We start from the raw sequence: 22399 nt of genomic DNA, 5'->3' as shown, positions 1-22399 counted from the left end.
CCTTCTCCTAAAAATAAAAAATTAGAAATGTACCATACGTTTTGACGCATAGCCGAAGCTATTATAACATGCCGCTGTATGTTTGAATAGCCGTTTTAAGAAAATCTTTTCTTTTACCAGTACCGGGCGCAGCCCGTGATCGTCCGATAATTATAAACGGTACGGATAATCCCCCGTTCTTCATTAAAAGCATGAATGATCGTACCATTCCCAAGATAAATGGCTGCATGGTTCACCGGATTTCCATAAAATACAAGATCTCCTGGCTGAAGCTCCTTGACCGTGATCTTTTTCGGTCTGTCATAAGAGCCGCCATAAGAAGAAGTACCGGTAAGCTGTCCTGCTGAGAGCCTGGGAACCGAAATATTGAAGTGAGCCAGTACTGCCTGGGTAAAACCGGAAGAATCCGCGCCTTCGGTCAGACTGGTGCCGCCGTTTTTATACGGTTTCCCTTCAAAAAGCCGGGCATAATCCGCGATGGCCTGTCCTTTTTCCGCACCGGCAGAAACTTTTGTTTCCTTGATCACCCTTCCGTTTTCATCAAAAAGATAACGGATGCCTTTCAGGGAAAGTTCTGTGCTCCTTGCCATTTTTCCCGTTCCCGGCATAAAATAATACTTTGTCCCGGCCACTTCAAGAAAGCCGGTAGTCATCACACCGTAATTGTCAAAGAAATAGCTGTCCTGATCCACATGGACCATGCCTTTTGCCGGAAGTCCGTCCGCATCAAAATAATAGGTCTTTCCATCCACCGTACAGATCCGTTCCGTCACCCGGCTTCCATATTCGTCTGTATAATAGTCTCCGATCCAGGTATTCTCCTGGAGTTCCCCGGATGCTTCATCAAAATAATAAGCCTTCTCTCCTACGTAGATCCAGCCGGTCCGTTTCTGATAACTGCCGTCTAAATAAAATGTTTTATTATTTTCTGTAAAGAATCCCGGTGTTCTCTTCTTTCCGGTCTTCTTTCCGTCCTCTCCCACATACCAGGCGCCGATCCAGCTGTTTTTCTGCATCTGACCATTCTCGTCCAGATAACAGTTTTCTACCCAACTTCCCCTGGTCAGAAGACCTTCTTCATCAAAATAATAGGTTTTGTTTTTTATCGTCACAAAACCTTTTTTCATCCGCCCCGTCTTCTCATCCAGATAATAAGTCTCATCTCCCAGCTGCAGCCAGCCCTTATGCATGGAACCATCATCATCCACATAGTAATTGGGACCGATCCAGCGGTTGGACAGAAGAATACCCCTGGCATTAAAATAGTATTTTTTTCCTTTTACCGTCCGCCAGCCGGTCAGAGCTCTCCCGTTTATGCGGTTAAAATAATATTCCTGAGAACCGATCCTGATCCAGCCAGTCTTTTTCTTTCCTGTTTTCGGGTCAAAATAATACCGCCGCCCTGCCTGGACCACCAGGCCTGACGGACGGCATACCAATCCTCTTTCGTTGGTAAATAAAAGCCTCCCATTTACACGATGGAACCCTTTTACCGCATACCAACGACTGGTAAAGTAATACATTTTTCCTGAAACAGAAAGAAGTCCCTTTTTGCGTACACCGGTTTTGGGATCAAAATAATAATATTTTGTTCCAACCTTCTGCACACCGCGTTTTTCCACTTCATGGAGACTACCGGGCACACTGACATTTCCCGCCGCCTTGGGTGCAGCGGGAAATCCCAGGATCAGTCCTCCGGCCAGTAAGGCCACTACCAGTTTCTTATTCATCTTCTCCCCTGATTACTCAAAAAGCTTATCATAGATCGGGAAGCAGTCAAACGTTGCAAAATAATCCTTCGGTGTTTCTGCCCTGCGGATCAGTTTTGCAGTTCCATCTTCTTTCAAAAGGATCTCTGCTGATTTCAGACGGCCGTTATAATTATATCCCATAGCAAAACCATGTGCTCCGGTATCATGAATAAAGAGAATATCTCCCATCTCAATCTTCGGAAGAGAACGGTCTACCGCAAATTTATCGTTATTTTCACAAAGGCTGCCTACCACATCATACACATGATCGCAGGGAGCATCTTCTTTTCCCATGACCGTAATGTGATGATAAGCACCGTACATGGCCGGACGCATGAGATTTACCGCGCAGGCATCCACACCGATATACTCTTTATGGATATGTTTCTCATGGATGGCTTTCGTTACCAGTCCGCCATAAGGTCCTGTCATAAAGCGGCCCAGTTCTGTAAAGATGGAAACATCATCCATACCTGCCGGAACCAGAACCTCCTCATATACTTTTTTCACACCGGCTCCGATAACACGGATATCATTCGGCTCCTGATCTGGTTTGTAGGGAATTCCGACACCACCGGAAAGATTGATGAAGGTGATGTGGGCTCCTGTCTTCTCTTTCAGTTGCGCTGCCAGTTCAAAGAGCTGTTTTGCCAGCATGGGATAATACTCATTGGTGACCGTATTGCTGGCCAGGAAAGCATGGATACCAAATTCTTCCACACCTTTCTCTTTCAGGATCTTATATGCCTCAAAGATCTGAGGAGTGGTCATTCCATATTTGGAATCCCCGGGATTGTCCATGATACCGTTGCTCATACGGAAAATCCCGCCGGGATTGTAACGGCAGCAGATTTTTTTCGGAAGGTGACCAAGGGTCTTTTCCAGAAAGTCGATGTGCGTAATGTCATCCAGATTGATGATGGCGCCCAGTTCGTCTGCCAGTTTGAAATCTTCAGCCGGCGTGTCATTGGAAGAAAACATAATATCATCTCCTCTTCCGCCCATGGCCTTGGCCAGCATCAGCTCTGTAAGAGAGGAACAGTCAAACCCGCAGCCTTCCTGCTGCATGATCCCGATCACAAAGGGATTGGGCTCTGCCTTCACTGCAAAATACTCACGGAAACCTTTATTCCAGGAAAATGCTTCATACATGGCTTTTGCATTTTCACGGATGCCTTTTTCGTCATAGAGGTGAAAGGGGGTCGGAAACTGCTCCAGAATGTTTTTTAACTGCTCGTTGGTCACAAAGGGTAATTTTTTCATAATCGCTCGTTCTCCTCACTCAAAAAAATTTGTCAGTCTGTGTTTCCAGTCACTTAAATTATTGTATTGCAGGATATTGTAATCACGCACTCCTGATCCAGAAGGAAGCTCCTCCCATTTATGAAAGGTCAGTTCATCGTCTGCTCCTTCTGCATAGAAGTTTGCCGTTATTACCGGATATTCTTCCCGGAGTCCGGAAAGCCAGCCCTGATAGCCGGAAAGAGGAAGTCCGATCTTATCCAGAAGATAGCCCCCGAGATAGTTAGCACTGATGGCATTGTCTTCTTCCTTTTCCAGATCGTAATTAGACCAGAGGATATAGGGAACCACATAGCCTTTTCTGAGTTCATCTACAGAACTTTCCCGGATGGAAGAATCCTGTCCCATGAGTCTTAAGATCGGATTGCAGATATAATCACTGGGCTGATGATCACCAAACATCAAGATCACCGTGGGTTCCTCCTGGCTGGCAAAATACTCCGTCAGCTCCTTGAAAGCGACATCTGTCTTCTGGATCAGTGTCAGGTATTTCTCCGTTGCTTCAGTATTCGTGGTTTCTTTTCCTTCATAACCGTTCAGACGGATGTCCGGGAAAAGATCGGCATATTCTTTGCTGTATCCTCCATGATTCTGCATGGTGACTTCAAAAGCAAAAAGCGGATTTTCACCTTTTCGCTCCTCATAGAGCTCCGTAAGCTTCCGAAAAGCGGATTCGTCATCCACATAACCGCGAAGCTTTGTCGGATTTTCAAAATCACTCTGAAAATACGTGTTTTCAAATCCGAGCCAAGGATAAACCTTATCACGGCACCAGCCGGCCGCACGATAGGGATGCAAAGCGCTGGTCACATAGCCAAGCGCTCCGAGATGACGGGCCAGAGAAGGCTGTTCCTGTTTGATATACTGCTGATAAGGCACGCTTCCCGCCGGGAGAAAGCCCATGGAATTTCCTGTAAGAAATTCAAATTCCGTATTGGCGGTATTACCTCCTTTTACAGAAACATAAAGCTCGCCGATTTCCGCACCCTCCGATTCTTTCAGTGAATGGATAAAGGGCATATAATCTTCACTGGTCTCAAAATCACCATAAACAGCCAGGTCTGAAAACGCTTCATTCATGATAACAAAAATGTTCGGGCTTTCTTTTGTGGCTTTTGTAACTGTCTGGTTTTCCGTTTCTGTTTCCACGGTCTCTGCCAGTTTTTCTGCGGCAGAAACGGAATACCCATCCGGTTTTTCCACATCCATAAATTTCAGGTTGGAAACAAAAGCAGCAATAAGACCGTTATTCCGGTAAAGAACATTGGGCGTAAACAGGGTGGTATCCAGTCCTGCAAGTTCTCCTACCTCTTCCGTTTTTACTGCCTGTACATAGCCAAAGAGAAGTCCAACCGAAGCCACCGCTGATACCAGACGGAGCTTCCATTTCTTTTTCCGGAAATCCAGACTGGTCCTTCTTCCGACAAAGATCACGGCAAGAAAACCGAAGATCACAAAGAGAAGGTGGAAAGGAACATCCAGATTGTAATTGGCCGCCACACTGGCTGCCGTTCCCATCGAGTAAAGATCCCAGGGGACAATCGGTGAAGACCGGAAGCTTACCACATAATAATTCACCAGACCAAAGATCATCGGTACCAGCGTTCCGAATGTCAGACCGCTCCGTGTGCTGCCAAAAACTGCACAGCCCAGCAGACAAAGGATCAGATACGCCAGATAATTCAGGAAAAAGATCGACGGAGTCAGATCCTGGGGAACATGGGTAAAGCATTCTGTCAGACAAAGTGTCAGGATCGGAAGAAGTGGGATAAGAAGGGCACTTACCCATTTCGGAAAACGAAGCTCCTTCCGGATCAGAAGACTGCCTCCGAGGAGCAGACTGATGAAAATGCCAAGAGCCAGCTTCCAGGCAGTAAGACCGTCGGCTTTCACTGCCATTCCGGTCAAAATCATGAGGATTGCAGCAACAACCCCTGCTGCCGCAATCCTCTTCTTTGAGTAATCAAATATTCTATTCATTTTTCAAGCCTTTGTTTTTTCGTGTTTGGTAACGCTTCAGAATATTCTGGACAGTTACCTTATTTTACTACAACTACATTCATCATATTGGTCATGCTCTTGCCACTCACATCATTTGTGGCTGCATCACCTGCAGTAAAGACAACCAGATCATCCTTCTGGACTTTTCCTTTTTCTTTCAGAACCTTCAGGGAATTCTTCATGATCTTGGATGAAGACTCTTCCATCATGCCCTTATATGGGTAGACTCCCCAGTAAAGCTGCATCCGTCTCATCGCTCTGTCGTGCGGAGAAACACCGTAGATCGGCATTTTCGGACGGAAATGAGCGATCAGCCGGGCGGTCTGTCCATAGAAGGTCGGTGTGATGATACAATCTGCATTCAAAGCGATGGCTGTAGAAACTGCCGCATAACCAACGGCCTCTGAAATACCGTTGCTGATCTTGTTTTTCGCCTTCATGAAATGAGTCTCGTAATCCAGATGCTCTTCTGTCGTTTCTGCAATCTTTGCCATCATTCTTACCGCTTCCAGAGGATATTTACCCATAGCGGTCTCGCCGGAAAGCATGATCGCATCCGTTCCGTCATAAATGGCATTTGCCACATCACCGGCCTCCGCTCTGGTAGGTCTGGGATTACGGATCATGGAATCCAGCATCTGGGTCGCCGTGATGACCGGTTTCAGGTGTTCGTTGCATTTGGTAATGATCTGTTTCTGAATATAGGGAACCTCATCTGCAGGAATCTCCACACCCAGATCACCTCTAGCCACCATGATGCCATCTGCTTCCTTCAGGATCTCATCGATATTTTCCACACCCTCTGCATTTTCGATCTTGGCAATGATCTGAATATGAGTTCCATTGTTTTCCTTTAACAGATTACGGATGGTACGGATACACTCTGCACTCCGCACAAAGGAAGCTGCGATAAAATCAAATCCCTGCGTGATCCCGAAAAGGATATCTTCTTTGTCTTTCTCTGTCACGTCAGGCAGGCCAACGCTGACATTGGGTACATTAACGCCCTTTCTCTGTCCCAGCTCGCCGCCATTGGCCACCTGACAGACAATAGCAGTTTCTGTAATCTCTTTTACGGTCAGACCGATCAGTCCGTCGTCGATCAGGATGATATCTCCCGGTTTTACATCTTTTGAAAGCTCCTGATATGTAATGGAGGTTCCATGCTCGTCCCCCTCCTGTTCCGTCAGATAAAGTGAAAATTCGTTTCCTGTCTCCAGATTGACTTTTTTCCCGTCCTTTAAAAGTCCGGTGCGGATCTCCGGTCCTTTGGTATCCAGAAGCATGGCGATCGGCAGATCCAGTTCATCCCGGAGCTCCTTTAACGTTTCTATTCTTTTTTCGTGCTCCTCGTGGTCACCGTGGGAAAAATTGAATCTCGCCACATCCATTCCGGCCAGCATCATGTCACGAAGAAGATTTCTGTCACTGGTGTTAGGTCCCATGGTGCACACAATTTTCGTTTTTTTCATAATCCTTTCACCTCACTGTTTTTTATGGACATGCTGATGGGTAAAGAGATGATCCTGACAATACTCGTAATTTCCATCGCATTTGGAACAGTAACGGAACTCCAGATCATCTCCGTCCAGTTCGGTACGCCCGCACACAGCACATTTATGCATGGGCTGTCTGCCGTTCCCCGGCTTTGCGGTGTTCATCTGCCGTTTGAAATTCTGCTTTCTCCTGATCTCCTTCGGAGAAACTCTGCGGTAATCGCGAGTCATCAGGAAGAAAACGATGAAATTCAGCAGAGACGCAATGATCGCCACTTTACCGACCCAGCTGCTCTTCACGAAGGAATATACGATGAAAAAGCCGTACAGAATACCCATCCATTTCATCTTGATCGGGATGAAAAAGTACAGCATGACTTGCATATTCGGATAACTCAGGGCAAATGCAAGGAAAATCGACATATTAATATAGTAGGTACTGAACAGCGCACTGCCGAATACCACATTACCGCCGTAAACCATATGCAGAATAACATACAGGAGGAAAGCTCCCAGAACTGTGGAGATCATTCCCATGAAAATGTAGACATTGTAACGGAAAGCTCCCCAGGTCTGTTCCAGGCTGGTTCCCAGGGAATAATAGAAAAACAGCATAATGATGGTAAAGATACCCGGTGACTCCGGCGGGATCAGAATCCAGGTCACTAGTCTCCAGATCTGACCGTGCAGAATATAATAGGGCTCGAGCGTCAGATAGCTGAAAATACTGGCCGGGGCAAAGAAGTATAAAAGATAGCCTGCCACATAAAGGGCAATGATGTAGGCAGAAAGATTATGGATCGCATATCTGCCGAACTTTCTTTCCATTTTATTCAAAAAATTCATATCGGTTCCTTTCTGTAAAACTGTTTTGTCTCAGGGTCAGAAAAGATCTTTCTTGGAACAGATCAAAGCTACCACGAGACTTAAAGCAAGAGAGATCAGGATAACGATCAGAAAACCGTCATGACTGCCGGAAAACGGAATCCCGTTCAGATTAAGGTTCATTCCGTAAGCACTGAATACCATGGTAGGGATCGCCATGACGATGGTTATCGTTGTCAGAAATTTCATAACGCCATTTACATTATTGGAGATCACCGACGAAAAGGTATCCATCATACTGTTAAGAATACCCGTGTACACATGCGCCATCTCGATCGCCTGTTTATTCTCGGTAATAACATCCTCCAGAAGATCGGTATCCTCCGGATATTTCTTAATGCTGTCCACCTTCAGAAGCTTCTCCAGCACCACCTCGTTCACACGAAGGGATGTTGTAAAGTAAACCAGAGATTTCTGCATCTCAAGAAGCTCAATGATCTCCTGGTTTTTCGGTGAACCGTGAAGTTTTTGCTCCATAAGTTCACTTTTCTTATCCAGGATACGAAGGTAATGCAGATACATACTGGCATTCCGGTAAAGGATCTGCAGGATAAAGCGTGTCTTTTTATAGGTAAAGAAATTCCGTACTCTTCCATCCATAAAGGCATCCAATACCGGTGTTTCTTCCAGACAGACCGTAAAGATCATATCTTCAGAAATGATAATGCCAAGAGGCACCGTACCAAACCAGTCCTTCTCATTTCGTTCCTCGATCACGGGAATGTCCACCAGGATCAGTGTATAATCATCCTCCACCTCGATACGCGATCTCTCTTCTTCATCCAGAGGAGCCCGGAGGTCATCCTGATCAATATGATATTTATTGGCTGTTTCCAGTATCTCTGTAGCTGTAGGATTGGCAAGTACCACCCAGCAGCCCTCAGACGCTTCATTCAACTGATGAATATGCCCGTCTATAGTCCGGAAAATCTTTATCATGATTCCATAGCTCCTTTCGATCATCCACAAAACAGACAATCCATCGAACTTTTCTCCATGGCATTACTATCGACATTATATGTTTTTCAAACTTTTTTGTCAATCGCAGCCCGTATTTTTTTCAAAAGATTTAACAAAACTTGAAATCTCTTTTTCTTTCCTTTATAATCGTGTAAAGCGAACATTCACAATCCGCTTTTGCTTCTTGCTCACGAACGCAGTTGTTTTATTTTCTGCGTTCCATACTAAAAATATAAGGATGATGATTATGTCAGGTTCAACTTACGGCAATATTTTTCGCATTACGACCTGGGGCGAATCCCACGGTGCGGGTGTCGGCGTAGTCGTGGATGGCTGTCCGGCAGGTCTGCCTCTTACAGAGGCTGATATTCAGCGCTTTCTGGATCGAAGGAAACCGGGGGCCAGCCGCTACTCTACCCCGCGGAAGGAAGGCGATCAGATAGAGATCCTCTCCGGTGTCTTTGAAGGAAAAACCACAGGAACTCCGATCTCCCTTCTCGTCCGGAACACTTCCCAGCGGTCTTCCGATTACAGTGAGATTGCCGGGTACTATCGCCCCGGCCATGCAGATATGACTTATGATATGAAATACGGTTTCCGCGATTATCGTGGAGGCGGCCGTTCCTCCGGAAGGGAAACCATCGGCCGTGTCGCAGCCGGAGCCATCGCTGTCAAAATTCTGGAGTCTCTCGGGATCCAGCTGTTTACGTATACACGCTCCATCGGCCCGGTAAAGATCCATCCGAAACGCTTCCGGATCGAGGAGATCACAGAGAATCCTCTCTGTATGCCGGATAAGGAAGCTGCCATGGAAGCGGAAGCCTATCTGGATGGTCTCATGAAGGAAGGAGATTCTGCCGGAGGTGTCATCGAATGTGTCATCCGCGGCATGAAACCCGGCGTTGGTGATCCTGCTTTTGAAAAACTGAATGCCAATCTCGGAAAAGCGATCCTTTCCATCGGCGCCATCAAAGGTTTTGAGATCGGTGACGGTTTTGCAGCAGCCGGAGCCCGCGGAAGTCAGAATAATGACCCTTATGCCTATGCTCCTGACGGTTCTCTTCAGAAGCTTTCCAATCATTCCGGCGGAATCCTTGGCGGCATCAGCGACGGCAGCGATATCATTTTCCGCGCTGCCATCAAGCCCACTCCTTCCATCTCTATGGAACAGGATACCGTAAACAAAGAGAATGAAAATATCCGTGTCCGGATCAAAGGACGCCATGATCCGGTGATCGTTCCCAGAGCGGTTGTAGTCGTAGAAGCCATGGCTGCCATCACGCTTCTGGATATGCTCTTTGCCAGCATCCCGTCCCGCATGGATAATCTGATCCGTTTCTTCCAGAACTGATCTGTTTCGTCTCGTATATCCCAGGGATTCAAAAATGCCGTAACTGTCCAGTACTTTCACAGTTACGGCATTTTTCTATTACTCTTACTCTGTAAACTCTCCGACTTTAGAGATCAGAATACAGTTCGGTGTTTCGATATGGATCGGTTTCCCTTTCAGAACCATCAGTCCTTTTTCATAATCTATATGGAAGAAACGGATCTCATTGGACTCATGATTTAAAACTACCAGTGTTTTTTCATCCGGGAAGACTGCCAGATCTTTGGGATATTTTCCGCTGATCGGAAGAATGCAGATCTTTGTGAGCATTCCTGTCTCATGATCGATCCTGAAGATACCTACAGTTTCCTCTCCGGCTGTGGAACAGTAAAGGTAATCACCGCTCGGGGAAATCTTCAGTGCTGAGGCTGCTTTCGCATTCTCATCGTTGTCCATATAGGTGGGAACCTTCTGGACCAGTTCAAATTCCGGCATTTTTCCGGAACCGTCATAAGTATACACCAGGATCTCATTGCTGTGTTCACAGATCACATATGCAAATTTGCCGTCACGGCTGAAACGGATCCAACGGGGAGCGGATTCCAGCTTGCAGCGAAGAATGTCCACCAGCTTCAGGCGGCCGGTGGCAGGATTTACCGTATATATATTGATATGATCCACGCCGCTGTCTACGACACAGAGGAATTTATTATCCGGAGTCGGCATCACGCAGCTGATGTGAGGCCGGAAATTTCTCTCTGCCACACTTCCCAGACCTTTGTGGAAGATACCATCCATGACTCTTCCCAGTCTTCCATCGCTGTGTGTGTGTACCACAGTAACTTTTCCATCATGATAACCACCCACAAAAAGGAACTTTCCTTTTTTATCGGTAGAAAGAAAGCAGCCTCTCATTCCGTCAATACCCACTTTATTGATCGGAGTCAGTCCGCCGTCCTCTTCGATCTTCATTACGGCTACGCCTTCATCCGCAATAGAGTAAAGATACTTTCCATTATTCGATTTGGCTACATGTGAAGCATTGTTTACCGGTACTACATTCCGCTCAGTCATATAACCATTCTCCACATCCAGGTCATACACATGAATACCAATGCTGCTTCCGTGGGTATAGGTACCCACATACGCCACATATTTATCATTACTGTTATACATATTGTTGTCCTCCTGCTTCTGGGTTCTGTGAAAAACGGACAGAGAAATTCCGTTTTTTCCGTACTTTTATTTATTTTACCATAAAGCCCTCTTTTTGTTAATAGAAACTGCGTATATTTTTTACAAAAATACAGTTGACATTCCATGGAGATTCTGTATAATCATTGTTTAGTGCGACTAAACTTGAAGTTTAACGCAACAGTTCAGAACATCAGCGAAATGAAAAATCAGACTATGCAAACTTGTTTGCAATAGGATGAATTTTTTATTTCGTAATGGGCGGAACGCCCATTAGCCTCAGACAGAAGCTGCGAATGCAGCGAGAGCGCATGCAATGCGCGGGGTGCTGAGTCCCGGTGGGACTCGTTTAGCACCGACCGAAGCAGCGCGTAGACCTGTGGCCTGTTGTTTTGAACGTCCTGAACAGTTACAGTTTAATAATCACAAAAGAAGGTGACTATATGGAGATAGGAAGGAAGATCAAGGATCTCCGGATTGCCAAGGGGCTGACACAGGAAGAACTGGCCGACCGTTCCGAACTTTCCAAGGGATTTATCTCACAGCTGGAACGCGATCTGACCTCCCCTTCCATTGCAACTCTGGCAGATATCCTGCAGGTTCTGGGCAGCAGCCTCAATGAATTTTTTTATGAGGCACCGGAGGAACAGATTGTTTTCAAAGCAGAAGACTATTTCGTCAAATCTGATCCGGAACTGAACAATACCATTGAATGGATCGTTCCGAATGCCCAGAAAAACATCATGGAACCTATCCGGCTGACTTTGGGTCCCGGTGGTACCACTTATATGGACCTTCCTCATGAGGGAGAAGAGTTCGGTTATATCCTGACAGGCGTTGTCACGATCCATATCGGAAATAAAAGTTACAAAGTAAAAAAAGGGGAAACCTTCTATCTGATCCCAAACAAAAGCCATTCTCTTGAGAACACCGGAAAGACACCGGCCCAGGTTCTCTGGATCAGTTCACCCCCAAGCTTTTAAATACGAAGGAGAAAACAAAGACCATGAGCAAACATCTCATTGATTTACAGCATATTTCCAAATCTTATGACGGCCAGATGATCCTGGACGATCTGAACCTCTATATCCGTGAGAATGAATTTCTCACACTTCTTGGTCCCAGCGGCTGTGGAAAGACCACCACGCTCCGTCTGATCGGCGGTTTTGAAACGCCGGATCAGGGAAAGGTCATCTTTGACGGAAAAGACATCACTTCTCTCCCGCCCAACAAACGGCAGCTGAATACCGTTTTCCAGAAATACGCACTTTTCCCTCACATGACCATCGCAGAAAACATCGCTTTCGGTCTGAAGATCAAGAAAAAAAGCAATGCCTACATCCAGGACAAGATTAAATATGCTTTAAAGCTCGTAAACCTGGATGGATTTGAAAACCGCACCTCAGATTCCTTAAGCGGCGGTCAGCAGCAGCGTATCGCTATTGCCCGCGCTATTGTAAACGAACCGAAGCTTCTGCTTCTGGACGAGCCGCTTGGTGCTCTGGACCTCAAGCTCCGTCAGGACATGCAGTATGAGCTGATCCGCCTGAAAAACGAACTTGGCATCACTTTCATTTATGTCACACATGATCAGGAAGAAGCCCTTACCATGTCTGATACCATCGTTGTCATGAACCAGGGTTACATCCAGCAGATCGGTACACCCGTAGACATCTACAATGAGCCGGAAAACGCCTTCGTTGCAGACTTCATCGGAGACAGCAACATCATTGACGGCATCATGCTGGAGGATAAACTGGTGGAGATCCTTGGTGCAAAGTTCCGTTGCGTGGATACGGGATTTGGTCAGAACCGGCCTGTGGATGTGGTGATCCGTCCGGAAGACGTCGATCTTGTCAAACCGGGTCAGGGCATCATCAATGGGGTTGTCACCCATCTGATCTTCAAGGGTGTCCATTATGAAATGGAAGTTCTGGCCAACGGTTATGAATGGCTGGTTCACAGCACCGACTGCTTTCCTGTCGGAACAGAAGTCGGGCTTTCCGTAGATCCCTTCGACATCCAGATCATGAACAAACCGGAATCGGAAGATGAGGAGGCTGTGAATATTGAAAACTAAAAACAAAGCACTCCTCTCCGGTCCTTTCCTGGTATGGACCGCAGCCTTTATCGTGATCCCTCTTTTCATGGTGATCTATTACGGCTTCACCGGAGAGGACGGCAGCTTCACCCTGGAAAATGTCAAAAGGATCCTGGCTCCCCATTACCTGAAGTCCTTATGGCTGGCACTTCTCCTCTCTCTTGTGAGTACGGTTGCCTGTCTGATCATGTCCTATCCGCTGGCCATGATCTTAAGCAAATTAAAAGGAAACCAGAGTCAGCTCATCGTCCTGATCTTCATCATCCCCATGTGGATGAACTTTTTGCTCCGGACCATGGCCTGGCAGACGTTACTGGAGAAAAACGGTGTCATCAACACCGTCCTGCATGTTCTCCATTTGCCTTCCCTGAAGATCATCAATACACCCTACGCCATTGTCCTGGGTATGATCTATAACTTCCTGCCATTTATGCTGCTGCCTATTTATAACAGCCTCATCAAGGTAGACATCGATGTGATCCAGGCGGCAGAGGATCTGGGAGCCAATAAGTTCCAGACCTTCACCAAAGTCATTTTCCCGCTGACTCTGCCAGGCGTCATCAGCGGCATCACCATGGTATTCGTACCTGCCATGACCACGTTCGTACTCTCGGACCTGCTCGGCGGAAGCAAGATCCTTCTTATCGGAAATGTCATCGAGCAGCAGTTTAAACAGGTCAATAACTGGCATATGGGAAGCGGTCTTTCCCTGGTCCTTATGATTTTTATCGCGATCAGTATGGCGATCATGAACAAATACGACAAGGAAGGAAAGGGGGCGTCTTTTTAAATGAAAGCACTGAAAAAGGTTTGTTCCAACATCTATCTGGTTTTTATTTTTGTGCTTCTGTATGCACCCATCCTGACCCTGATGGTCCTTTCCTTTAACCAGTCCAAGAGCCGTGCCCGCTGGGGCGGCTTTACCACACAATGGTATACAGAGCTTTTCCAGAATGAAGAGATTCTTCTGGCCTTTCGGAATACAATGATCATTGCTTTTCTGTCTGCCCTCATTGCCACGCTCATCGGGCTGTGTGCCTGCATGGCCATGAACAACATGAAAAAGCGCTGGCGTTCCATTTTCATGGGAATTGCCAACATCCCCATGCTGAATGCAGAGATCGTTACCGGTATCTCTCTGATGCTGGTCTTTCTGGTCATCGGAAATTTTCTTTCCCGTTTCGACCGGGAACTGCCCTTTGGCTTCTGGACCGTACTCATCGGACACATCACCTTTAATATTCCCTATACGATCCTGAGTATCATGCCGAAGCTTCGACAGACCAGCCGCTATACCTATGAGGCAGCGCTGGATCTGGGTGCCACTCCCTTTTATGCTTTTTACAAGACCACTCTTCCGGATCTGATGCCTGGGATCCTGTCTGGTTTTCTCCTGGCATTTACCATGTCCCTGGATGATTTCGTGATCACTCACTTTGTAAAGGGAGCCGGTTTTGACACACTTTCCACCAAGATCTACACGGAAGTCAAAAAAGGCATCAAGCCGGAAATGTACGCTCTTTCCACTCTGCTTTTTCTTGCCGTACTGATTCTCCTTCTGCTTTCCAATTACCGTCCGAAACGCAGAAAAAAAGCTGACTAACGAAAAAGGAGCCATCGTCATGAAACGTTCAATTGTACTGGGAGCCACACTCCTTCTCGCCGTTCTTACGGTTTCCGGCTGTAAAAAAGAAGACCCGGCAGCTGCCGCCAACTCCAACTCCCTGGTAGTCTACAACTGGGGAGAATACATTGATCCGGATATTCTGGATCAGTTTGAGGAAGAAACCGGCATCTCCATTATTTACGATGAATTTGAGACCAACGAGATCATGTACCCGAAGGTAGAGACCGGAGCCGTTGTCTATGACGTCATCTGTCCCTCCGATTATATGATCCAGAAAATGATCGAAAACGATCTTCTGGAACCTCTGGACTATGACAAGATCTCGAATTTCTCCAACATTGACCCGGATTATCTGAAGTCTGCAGAACAGTTTGACCCCGGAAACCGCTATTGTGTCCCCTATTGCTGGGGTACTGTAGGTATCCTCTACAATAAGACCATGGTGCATGAAACGGTAGACAGCTGGGATATTCTCTGGGATGAGAAATATAAAGATGAGATCCTCATGCAGGACAGTGTCCGTGACGCCTTTGCCGTAGCCTTGAAACGGCTTGGCTACTCTCTGAATTCCACGGACAGCACGGAGCTTCAGGAGGCTGCTGATTCTCTGAAGGAGCAGAAGCCCCTGGTTCAGGCTTATGTGGTCGATCAGGTCCGTGACAAAATGATCGGCAACGAGGCCGCTCTCGGTGTTATCTATTCCGGGGAAGCCATTTACACACAGAGAGAAAATCCCGATCTGGAATATGTGATCCCCAAGGAGGGCTCCAATGTCTGGATCGATGGCTGGGTCATCCCCAAAAATGCGCACCACAAGGAAAATGCCCTGAAATTCCTTGATTTTCTCTGCCGACCGGACATCGCATTGAAAAACTTTGAATACATCACCTATTCCACACCGAACAAAGCAGCCAGAGCCCTCATCGAAGATGATGACATCCGTAACAGCACCATTGCTTTCCCAACCGGTGAAATGCTGAAAAACTGCGAAACCTACACGTATCTTGGTTCCGATATGGACTTTGAATACAATGAGCTCTGGAATGAGGTAAAAGCATACTGACATGGAACGAATTTTTGAATATCAGATAAGTTCTGGCGAAGAAGGCAGAAAGCTTGGAGATTTTCTCCGGGAGAAGGGATATTCCAGACAGCTGCTGCGACAGCTGAAAGAAACGGAAAACGGCCTCTTAAGAAACGGTCAGCCGACCTTTATGACCATTGCATTAAAAAACGGCGACCGGATCCGGGTCCGTCTTCTGGAAAAAGCAGAAGGGAGCGAGGCGATCATGCCCGCTCCTCTTCCTTTTGAGATCGTTTATGAAGATGAAGACCTGCTGGTGATCAACAAACCAGCTGATATGCCCATTCACCCTTCTTTTCAAAATCACGGCAACACGCTGGCGGATGCTCTCACCTGGCATTATCAGCAGCAGGGAAAAGAGTTTGTCTACCGCTGCATCAACCGGCTGGACCGTGACACCACCGGACTTCTCATTGTCGCCAGACACCAACTCTCCGCTTCGATCCTTTCAGATATGGTCCGAAAAAGAGAGATCCATCGGGAATACCTGGCCATCGTAGAGGGAATCCCTCCTGAAAAAGGCACCATTTCCGCTCCCATCGGGCGAAAAGAAGGCTCTGCCATTCTAAGAGAGGTCAACTTTGAAACCGGTGAGCCCGCACGGACCCATTTCACCCGCCTGGAGACGCGAAACGGGCTTTCTCTGGTCTCCCTGAAACTGGAAACCGGCAGAACCCACCAGATCCGGGTGCATATGGCTTACATCGGCTGTCCCCTCATCGGAGACTACCTTTACTACCCTGACCATACCAGGATCAACCGCCAGGCACTCCACTCCTATCGGCTTTCTTTTCTTCATCCCATAACAGGAAAAGCCCTTTCCTTTACCGCTCCGCTTCCGGAGGATATGGAAAGGGCCTTTCGATCCTGACCTGCTTCAGGAGAGGATATCTCCTCTGATCCTGGGCACTTCATCAATATGCAGATATCTGCTTACACATTTCACAATAAAATCATGGTCGGAGACATGATCCAGACCGGATACCAGAATGGCTCCGACCACTCCCACTTCCTCTACCCGGACCGGGAAACCGCCGCCGCAGCAGGCATAGTCTTTCTCATCCAGGAAAAGATTTTCCATGGTCTCCTCATTCTTCCGAAGCAGCATGTAAGTGTAAAGGCTGCTCCTCTCCAGTGTTTTCACCGTATTGTATTTTCTGCGAAGCCAGTTTTCATTGTGAAGATTGGTTCCGTCTCCTGCATACTGGAATACCGTATATCCGTTATTCAGACGGATGCTGATGGCCACAGGCATTTTTCTCCGTCTGGCTTCTGCCACCATGATATTTCCAAGTTCCCAGGCATCTTCATTGGTAAAATGATTAAACTGCAGGATTTCTTCCTGCATTTCGAGCATTGCGATCAATTCTTCTACTGTCATATCCATTCCTCCCAGTTACCTGCTCGCCGATACCGGCTTTTTCTGTCATTTCCAGTGTACACTTTTTCTTCTGAATATACAAGCCTGAATCTTCTGTTCTGGCACTATTCAGAGCCATATTTACATAAGTGAACCCTTTGCCTTCGTTTTAATCCAGTTCTGTTTTTCCTGTATATAACTGATAATAACGCCCTTTTTCTTCCAAAAGTTCTCTGTGATCGCCTCTTTCAATGATCTTTCCTTTTTCAAGAACCAGGATCGCCTGCGCATTTTTCACAGTGGAAAGGCGATGGGCGATGACAAAGACGGTCCTGTTTTCCATAAGGGCATCCATACCCTTTTCAATGAGATATTCCGTACGGGTATCAATGGAACTGGTGGCCTCGTCCAGGATCAGTACCGGTGGGCGGGAAATGGCTGCCCGGGCAATGGCCAGCAGCTGACGCTGTCCCTGGGAAAGATTGCTTCCGTCCGCATAGAGCATGGTATCATACCCCATAGGCAGACGGCGGATAAAAGAATCTGCGCTGGCCAGCTTCGCCGCCTCATGTACTTCCTCATCTGTGGCATCCAGCCGGCCATAACGGATGTTTTCCATGATGGTCCCTGTAAACAGATGCGTATCCTGAATGACCATGGAGAGTGAGCGGCGAAGATCATCTTTGCGGATCTTCCTGATATCAATGCCATCGTAGGTGATCTCTCCAGACTGGATCTCATAAAAACGATTCACCAGATTGATGATCGTGGTTTTGCCGGCTCCTGTAGAACCCACAAATGCAATCTTCTGCCCTGGCTTTGCAAAGAGACTGATGTCGTCCAGAATCCGTTGCTTCACCGTGTATCCAAAGACCACATCCTGAAAACGCACATCCCCCTTCAAAGGCACCAGTTCTCCATCTTCCTTTTTCCAGGCATAAAAACCGCTATAGGAAGCGGTTTCCGTAAGCCTTCCGTCCGGAGCCTTTATTACCTCGCAGAGTGTCACTTTTCCTTCATCGATTTCCGGTTTTTCGTCCATAACCTCAAAGATCCGTTCTGCACCGGAAAGGGCAGAAAGAATAAAGTTCAGCTGCTGGGTAAACTGGTTGATGGGCATGGCACTCTGACGCACATAGACCAGATAGGATGCCAGGCTGCCCATATCCATCTGGCCGGCAATGGCAAACAGACCGCCCATGCATGCAGAGACCGCATAGTTAAAGTAAGAAAGTGCCACAATGACAGGAACTGTCATACCGGAATAAGAGAGTGCCGCTGTGGATGCCTTCCGAAGCTTTTCATTTTTCTCACAAAAGGTTTCAAAATTAACAGCTTCATGATTGAAAACCTTCTCCACTTTCTGTCCGCTCACCATCTCTTCCACAAAACCGTTCAGTTCTCCCATGGCTGCCTGCTGCTCGTTAAAATAACGTTTGCTCCGTTTGCTGTTATATTTGATAAAAGCAAACATGCAGCTTAAGAAAAACAACACGATAAGAGATAACGGCACATTTAAAATCATCAGCATGGTGACGGTTCCTGTCAGCACCAGAAAGCTCTGGATCATCATGGAGAAGCTGTTGTTTAAAGCTTCCTGGATCGTATCTACATCATTGGTAAAACGGCTCATCATCTCCCCATGCGTGTGGGCATCAAAATAGGTGAGCGGGAGCTTCTGTACATGGCGGAAAAGATCAGACCGGATTTCTGCCACCACCTTCTGAGCAGTCCTGGACATCAGCTGACCATAACCAAAGTTAGCCGCCACCCCCGCCGCATACATGATTCCCATAAGAAACAGCATTCGGATCAGCCCGGGCACATCTCCGGACAAAATGTATCGGTTGACCACCGGTTTCACCAGATATGTACCAAAAATATTGGCAAAACTGCTGATGCAGATCAGCACTGCTACCAGGGCCATAGACCATTTGTGTATCCCGATATAATGAAGCATCCGTTTCAGCGTTTTTTTCGTATCCTTCGGTCGCTTGTATCCTACATACTTTGCCATCAGAGCGCCCCCTTTCTCTGAGATTCCGCAATCTCCCGGTAGATCTCACAGGAGTCCATCAGCTCTTCATGCGTGCCGGAAGCCGCCAGTTTCCCGTCATCCAGCACCAGAATGAGATCTGCCTGCTCCACAGAAGAAATCCGTTGAGCAATGATGATCCTTGTCATATATGGAAGTTCCTCCCGAAGTCTTTTCTGGATTTCCGCCTCTGTGGCCGTATCCACAGCACTGGTAGAATCATCCAGGATCAGGATCCTGGGCTTCTTTAAGATAGCTCTGGCAATGCAGATCCTCTGTTTCTGTCCGCCGGAAACATTGCTTCCGCCCTGCCCCATCTCCGTATCCAGACCTTTTTCAAGCCGGTTCAAAAACTCGTCTACCCGTGCGATACGGCAGGCTTTTAGCAGCTCTTCATCCGATGCTTCCGGATCTCCCCAAAGAAGATTCTCCCTTAAACTGCCGGAAAACAGAGTGTTTTTCTGGAGTACCATGGCAACAGCATCCCGAAGATGGGAAAGACGGTATGCTTCTACCGGAAAACCATCCACTTTCACCGTTCCCTTTGTCGCCTCATAAAGCCTGGGAATCAGCTGAACCAGAGTGGTTTTTGCTGCTCCGGTCTGACCTACGATCCCCACGGTTTTCCCGGCTGGGATCTCAAAGCTCACATCGGAAAGCACGTATTCTTTTGCTTCCTTCCGGTATTTAAACCAGACATGATCAAAGACAATGCTTCCATCCGTTACTTTTTTCCCCTCCGCCCCCCGGTCTTTGATCTCCGGCTCTTCATCGATAACCTCAAGGATACGGCGTCCGGAAGCCAGAGAACGGGTAAGCATCATGAATACATTGGAAATCATCATAAGAGAGTTCAGTACCTGAAGCACATAGCTCAAAAAACCTGTGAGTTCTCCCACTTTCATATTTCCAATACGGATCTGCTTTCCTCCAAACCAGAGGATCGCCAGGATCGTGGAATACATGACTAACTGCATGGCAGGCATGTTTAAAACAGCCAGCCGGAAAGCCTTCTCAGAAACTGTCTCTAAATTGCCATTAACTTCCTCAAATTTTTCAATCTCATAATCTCCCCGGACATAAGATTTCACAACACGCACAGCTGTCAGATTCTCCTGCACGATCCGGTTTACCAGATCCATGGCCCCCTGCATTTTCTCATATAAAGGGCGCACATGACGGATGATCTGAAAAAGCAGCACCGCCAGTATCGGCAGGGCCACAAAGAAAACAACTGCCAGAGAACGGTTGATAAAAAAAGACAGTCCCAGAGCCAGCACCATCATAAAAGGGGCCCGGCAGGCAGGCCGCATACCTGTAGAGACAGAATTCTGTATCGTCGTCACATCCCCGGTCAGTCTCGTAATGAGGGAAGAAACCCGGAAATGATCCATATTTCCAAAAGAAAATTCCTGAAGTTTCTGATATTCTGCCTTTCTCAGCTCCGCTCCAAGCCCCTGACCGCAGAGAGCAGAAAACCTGGCGCTGGCGATACCGATGGCAAGAGCTGCAAGAGCACAGAATGCCATAAGAGCTCCACGCTGAAAGATATAGGCTTTGTCACCATTTGCCACGCCCATATCCACCATGTCCGCCATGATGAAAGGAACAATGAGTTCAAAAAAGGTCTCTGCCACAATGCAGACAGCTGCCAGAACCCCATATTTTTTATAAGGGCCAATATAGGAAAATATCCGTCTGATCATTCCAATTCCTTTCTTTTGTTTATGAATTTTTCCAGGAATAAAACAGATCCGCCGCGGCACACTGAATATCAGAATGCCACGGCGTATCGTTATCCCTTACGGTCTGTCTGTCAGATTTGTATTTTTTATTTATTATCAGTCCTTCTGAGCCAGCTCATACATAGCCGCTGCCACAATCTGACAGGATTTCATCATCTTATCGATCTCCACAAATTCATTGGGCTGATGGATGGCACTGCCCTGTCCCGGGAACTCCGGTCCGAAGGCTACCATGTTCTTGAAGGCTTTTGCGTAAGTACCGCCGCCGATCGCCAGCGGCTCCAGGTACTCACCGGTCTCCTCTGCATATACCTTGCAAAGCTTCTTGATCAGCGGAGTCTCTTTGGAAATATAAAGGATGGGAGTGATCGTGCAGCGGAAAACGCCCATGTCTTCTTTCTTAAGAGCTGCCTCCACGTTGGCACTGACCTCTTCTACCACTGCATTCTTCGGGTAACGGATATCCAGAGTCAGGCTCATCTCCTCGCCATCGTAATTTACCACACCAAGGTTTACGGTTGTCTCACCGGTCTCATCATCCTGATAGTAAATACCAAGTGTCTTACCGTTGGTCTCACCGTTGAGCTCATTTCTCACAAAATTGATCATATGCTGGAAATCACCGCCGAAATCAACGTCTTTCACCGCCTCAAAGAGACGCTCTGCCGCATTGATTCCTTTTTCCGGTGTACTTCCGTGAGCACCGAAACCATCTGCCTCTACAATCGTATCATTTCCCTCTTTATGTACGCGGACACCTTCTACTTCCGCTACCGGAATATCACCCTCTACCACAAGTTTGCAGTAAGGAGTCACCACATTGGCAGCAATACCTCCATGGAAGGATTTTACTTTGATCTTGCCCTGGTCTGTGATCTTTTTGCCGACCAGCATGTTATGGGCACCTTTCTCACAGAAGATCAGCGGATAATCACCGTCCGGTGTAAAGCCTAAGGTCGGAAGCTCTCCACCATTCTCAATATAATAACGAACACAGGAAGAACCATTTTCCTCATCGGTACCGAAAAGGACACGGATCCGGCGGCTGACCGGCAGTCCCAGCTCACGGATGGCTTTCAGTCCGTAAATAGCTCCAATGGTCGGTCCCTTATCGTCCTGTACTCCACGGCCATAAAGCTTTCCATCATGGATCTCTGCTCCAAACGGAGGATATGTCCAGCCTTCTCCCACCGGAACTACATCCAGATGACCCAGAACGCCAACCATTTCCTCTCCCTCGCCAAACTCTACATAACCTACGCGGTCTCCCACGTTTCCGGTCTTAAAGCCCAAGCTTTCACCAAGCTTCAATGCATAATCCAGAGCTTCACGGCAGCCTTTTCCATAAGGAGCGCCCTCTTCCGGAGCAGTCTTTACACTGTCGATCTGTACGCAGCCCTGTACGGCTTTGATGATCTCCTCCTGCATCTCCATGATTTTCTCATTCAGCTTATCGTAACTCATGTCTGTAAAACCTCCTGCTTATCTTTGCTACTTAGAGCAATTCTGCAAACATTCGAAAGTCTCT

At 47.2% G+C, this 22399-nt stretch carries 16 protein-coding genes and 1 pseudogene; 6 read left to right on the top strand and 11 right to left on the bottom strand.

What is annotated here, in order from left to right:
• Window positions 1–113 precede the first annotated feature (113 nt).
• Genes DXA57_RS03015 through DXA57_RS02990 form a run of 6 tightly spaced genes read right to left on the bottom strand, consistent with a single transcriptional unit; the run spans window position 114 to window position 8374 of the window.
• Window positions 114–1730 (bottom strand): C40 family peptidase, encoded by a 1617-nt coding sequence (locus DXA57_RS03015; RefSeq protein ID WP_117764485.1) that lies wholly within the window; start codon window positions 1728–1730, stop codon window positions 114–116.
• A gap of 12 nt (window positions 1731–1742) precedes the next feature.
• On the bottom strand, window positions 1743–3014 hold the full coding sequence (locus DXA57_RS03010; protein WP_117764483.1) for a diaminopimelate decarboxylase: 1272 nt from the start codon (window positions 3012–3014) through the stop codon (window positions 1743–1745).
• Window positions 3015–3029: 15 nt separating this feature from the next.
• Window positions 3030–5033: an LTA synthase family protein gene (locus tag DXA57_RS03005; RefSeq protein WP_117764481.1), complete on the bottom strand. Its 2004-nt coding sequence runs from the start codon at window positions 5031–5033 to the stop codon at window positions 3030–3032.
• A 59-nt stretch (window positions 5034–5092) separates the two neighbouring features.
• Window positions 5093–6526 (bottom strand): pyruvate kinase, encoded by a 1434-nt coding sequence (gene pyk / locus DXA57_RS03000; protein ID WP_117764479.1) that lies wholly within the window; start codon window positions 6524–6526, stop codon window positions 5093–5095.
• Window positions 6527–6538: 12 nt separating this feature from the next.
• A complete protein-coding gene (locus DXA57_RS02995; RefSeq protein WP_117764477.1) occupies window positions 6539–7396 on the bottom strand; it encodes a rhomboid family intramembrane serine protease in 858 nt (285 codons plus the stop codon).
• Between the two features lie 36 nt (window positions 7397–7432).
• Entirely contained in the window at window positions 7433–8374 is a 942-nt protein-coding gene (locus DXA57_RS02990; RefSeq protein WP_117764948.1) for a magnesium transporter CorA family protein, read from the bottom strand.
• 268 nt (window positions 8375–8642) lie between these two features.
• On the opposite strand from DXA57_RS02990, the gene aroC reads away from it, so the two are divergent.
• The gene (aroC, locus tag DXA57_RS02985) at window positions 8643–9746 is read left to right on the top strand and encodes a chorismate synthase (protein ID WP_117764475.1); all 1104 of its coding nucleotides are present in this window, start codon (window positions 8643–8645) and stop codon (window positions 9744–9746) included.
• Between the two features lie 84 nt (window positions 9747–9830).
• Here aroC and DXA57_RS02980 read toward each other — a convergent pair whose 3' ends face one another.
• Window positions 9831–10901 (bottom strand): lactonase family protein, encoded by a 1071-nt coding sequence (locus DXA57_RS02980; RefSeq protein ID WP_117764473.1) that lies wholly within the window; start codon window positions 10899–10901, stop codon window positions 9831–9833.
• A gap of 461 nt (window positions 10902–11362) precedes the next feature.
• Between DXA57_RS02980 and DXA57_RS02975 the strand changes: the two genes are divergently transcribed.
• The 5 genes and pseudogenes from DXA57_RS02975 (at window position 11363) to DXA57_RS02955 (ending at window position 16602) form a co-directional block, all read left to right on the top strand.
• A complete protein-coding gene (locus DXA57_RS02975; protein WP_117764471.1) occupies window positions 11363–11902 on the top strand; it encodes a helix-turn-helix domain-containing protein in 540 nt (179 codons plus the stop codon).
• Window positions 11903–11925: 23 nt separating this feature from the next.
• Complete coding sequence (gene potA, locus DXA57_RS02970; protein ID WP_117764469.1) at window positions 11926–12999, top strand: spermidine/putrescine ABC transporter ATP-binding protein; 1074 nt, start codon at window positions 11926–11928, stop codon at window positions 12997–12999.
• A complete protein-coding gene (locus tag DXA57_RS02965; protein ID WP_243005701.1) occupies window positions 12989–13810 on the top strand; it encodes an ABC transporter permease in 822 nt (273 codons plus the stop codon). The genes potA and DXA57_RS02965 overlap by 11 nt, the downstream gene beginning before the upstream one ends.
• Window positions 13811–15710 (top strand): annotated as a pseudogene (locus DXA57_RS17890) (extracellular solute-binding protein).
• Between the two features lies 1 nt (window position 15711).
• Window positions 15712–16602 (top strand): RluA family pseudouridine synthase, encoded by an 891-nt coding sequence (locus DXA57_RS02955; protein ID WP_117764467.1) that lies wholly within the window; start codon window positions 15712–15714, stop codon window positions 16600–16602.
• Between the two features lie 6 nt (window positions 16603–16608).
• On the opposite strand, the gene DXA57_RS02950 is transcribed toward DXA57_RS02955, so the two are convergent.
• From DXA57_RS02950 to pepV, 4 genes are all read right to left on the bottom strand, one after another.
• A complete protein-coding gene (locus tag DXA57_RS02950) occupies window positions 16609–17112 on the bottom strand; it encodes a heme-degrading domain-containing protein (protein ID WP_117764465.1) in 504 nt (167 codons plus the stop codon).
• A 148-nt stretch (window positions 17113–17260) separates the two neighbouring features.
• Entirely contained in the window at window positions 17261–19108 is a 1848-nt protein-coding gene (locus DXA57_RS02945; RefSeq protein WP_117764463.1) for an ABC transporter ATP-binding protein, read from the bottom strand.
• On the bottom strand, window positions 19108–20829 hold the full coding sequence (locus DXA57_RS02940; protein WP_117764944.1) for an ABC transporter ATP-binding protein: 1722 nt from the start codon (window positions 20827–20829) through the stop codon (window positions 19108–19110). Before DXA57_RS02940 ends, DXA57_RS02945 begins: the two co-directional genes overlap by 1 nt.
• Before the next feature lie 138 nt (window positions 20830–20967).
• A complete protein-coding gene (pepV, locus tag DXA57_RS02935) occupies window positions 20968–22335 on the bottom strand; it encodes a dipeptidase PepV (RefSeq protein ID WP_117764461.1) in 1368 nt (455 codons plus the stop codon).
• Window positions 22336–22399: the final 64 nt, after the last annotated feature.

The sequence above is a fragment of the Blautia sp. OF03-15BH genome (assembly GCF_003463065.1).
GTDB lineage: Bacteria > Bacillota > Clostridia > Lachnospirales > Lachnospiraceae > Limivivens.
Note: the sequence above shows the minus strand (reverse complement) of the source record. Positions and strands in the feature narration are given on the sequence as shown.

Excerpts from the sequence above, each read along its gene's own strand:
- DXA57_RS03015 (WP_117764485.1), bottom strand. The coding sequence starts at position 1,730 with ATGAATAAGAAACTGGTAGTGGCCTTACTGGCCGGAGGACTGATCCTG.
- DXA57_RS03010 (WP_117764483.1), bottom strand. The coding sequence starts at position 3,014 with ATGAAAAAATTACCCTTTGTGACCAACGAGCAGTTAAAAAACATTCTG.
- DXA57_RS03005 (WP_117764481.1), bottom strand. The coding sequence starts at position 5,033 with ATGAATAGAATATTTGATTACTCAAAGAAGAGGATTGCGGCAGCAGGG.
- pyk (WP_117764479.1), bottom strand. The coding sequence starts at position 6,526 with ATGAAAAAAACGAAAATTGTGTGCACCATGGGACCTAACACCAGTGAC.
- DXA57_RS02995 (WP_117764477.1), bottom strand. The coding sequence starts at position 7,396 with ATGAATTTTTTGAATAAAATGGAAAGAAAGTTCGGCAGATATGCGATC.
- DXA57_RS02990 (WP_117764948.1), bottom strand. The coding sequence starts at position 8,374 with ATGATAAAGATTTTCCGGACTATAGACGGGCATATTCATCAGTTGAAT.
- aroC (WP_117764475.1), top strand. The coding sequence starts at position 8,643 with ATGTCAGGTTCAACTTACGGCAATATTTTTCGCATTACGACCTGGGGC.
- DXA57_RS02980 (WP_117764473.1), bottom strand. The coding sequence starts at position 10,901 with ATGTATAACAGTAATGATAAATATGTGGCGTATGTGGGTACCTATACC.
- DXA57_RS02975 (WP_117764471.1), top strand. The coding sequence starts at position 11,363 with ATGGAGATAGGAAGGAAGATCAAGGATCTCCGGATTGCCAAGGGGCTG.
- potA (WP_117764469.1), top strand. The coding sequence starts at position 11,926 with ATGAGCAAACATCTCATTGATTTACAGCATATTTCCAAATCTTATGAC.
- DXA57_RS02955 (WP_117764467.1), top strand. The coding sequence starts at position 15,712 with ATGGAACGAATTTTTGAATATCAGATAAGTTCTGGCGAAGAAGGCAGA.
- DXA57_RS02950 (WP_117764465.1), bottom strand. The coding sequence starts at position 17,112 with ATGACAGTAGAAGAATTGATCGCAATGCTCGAAATGCAGGAAGAAATC.
- DXA57_RS02945 (WP_117764463.1), bottom strand. The coding sequence starts at position 19,108 with ATGGCAAAGTATGTAGGATACAAGCGACCGAAGGATACGAAAAAAACG.
- pepV (WP_117764461.1), bottom strand. The coding sequence starts at position 22,335 with ATGAGTTACGATAAGCTGAATGAGAAAATCATGGAGATGCAGGAGGAG.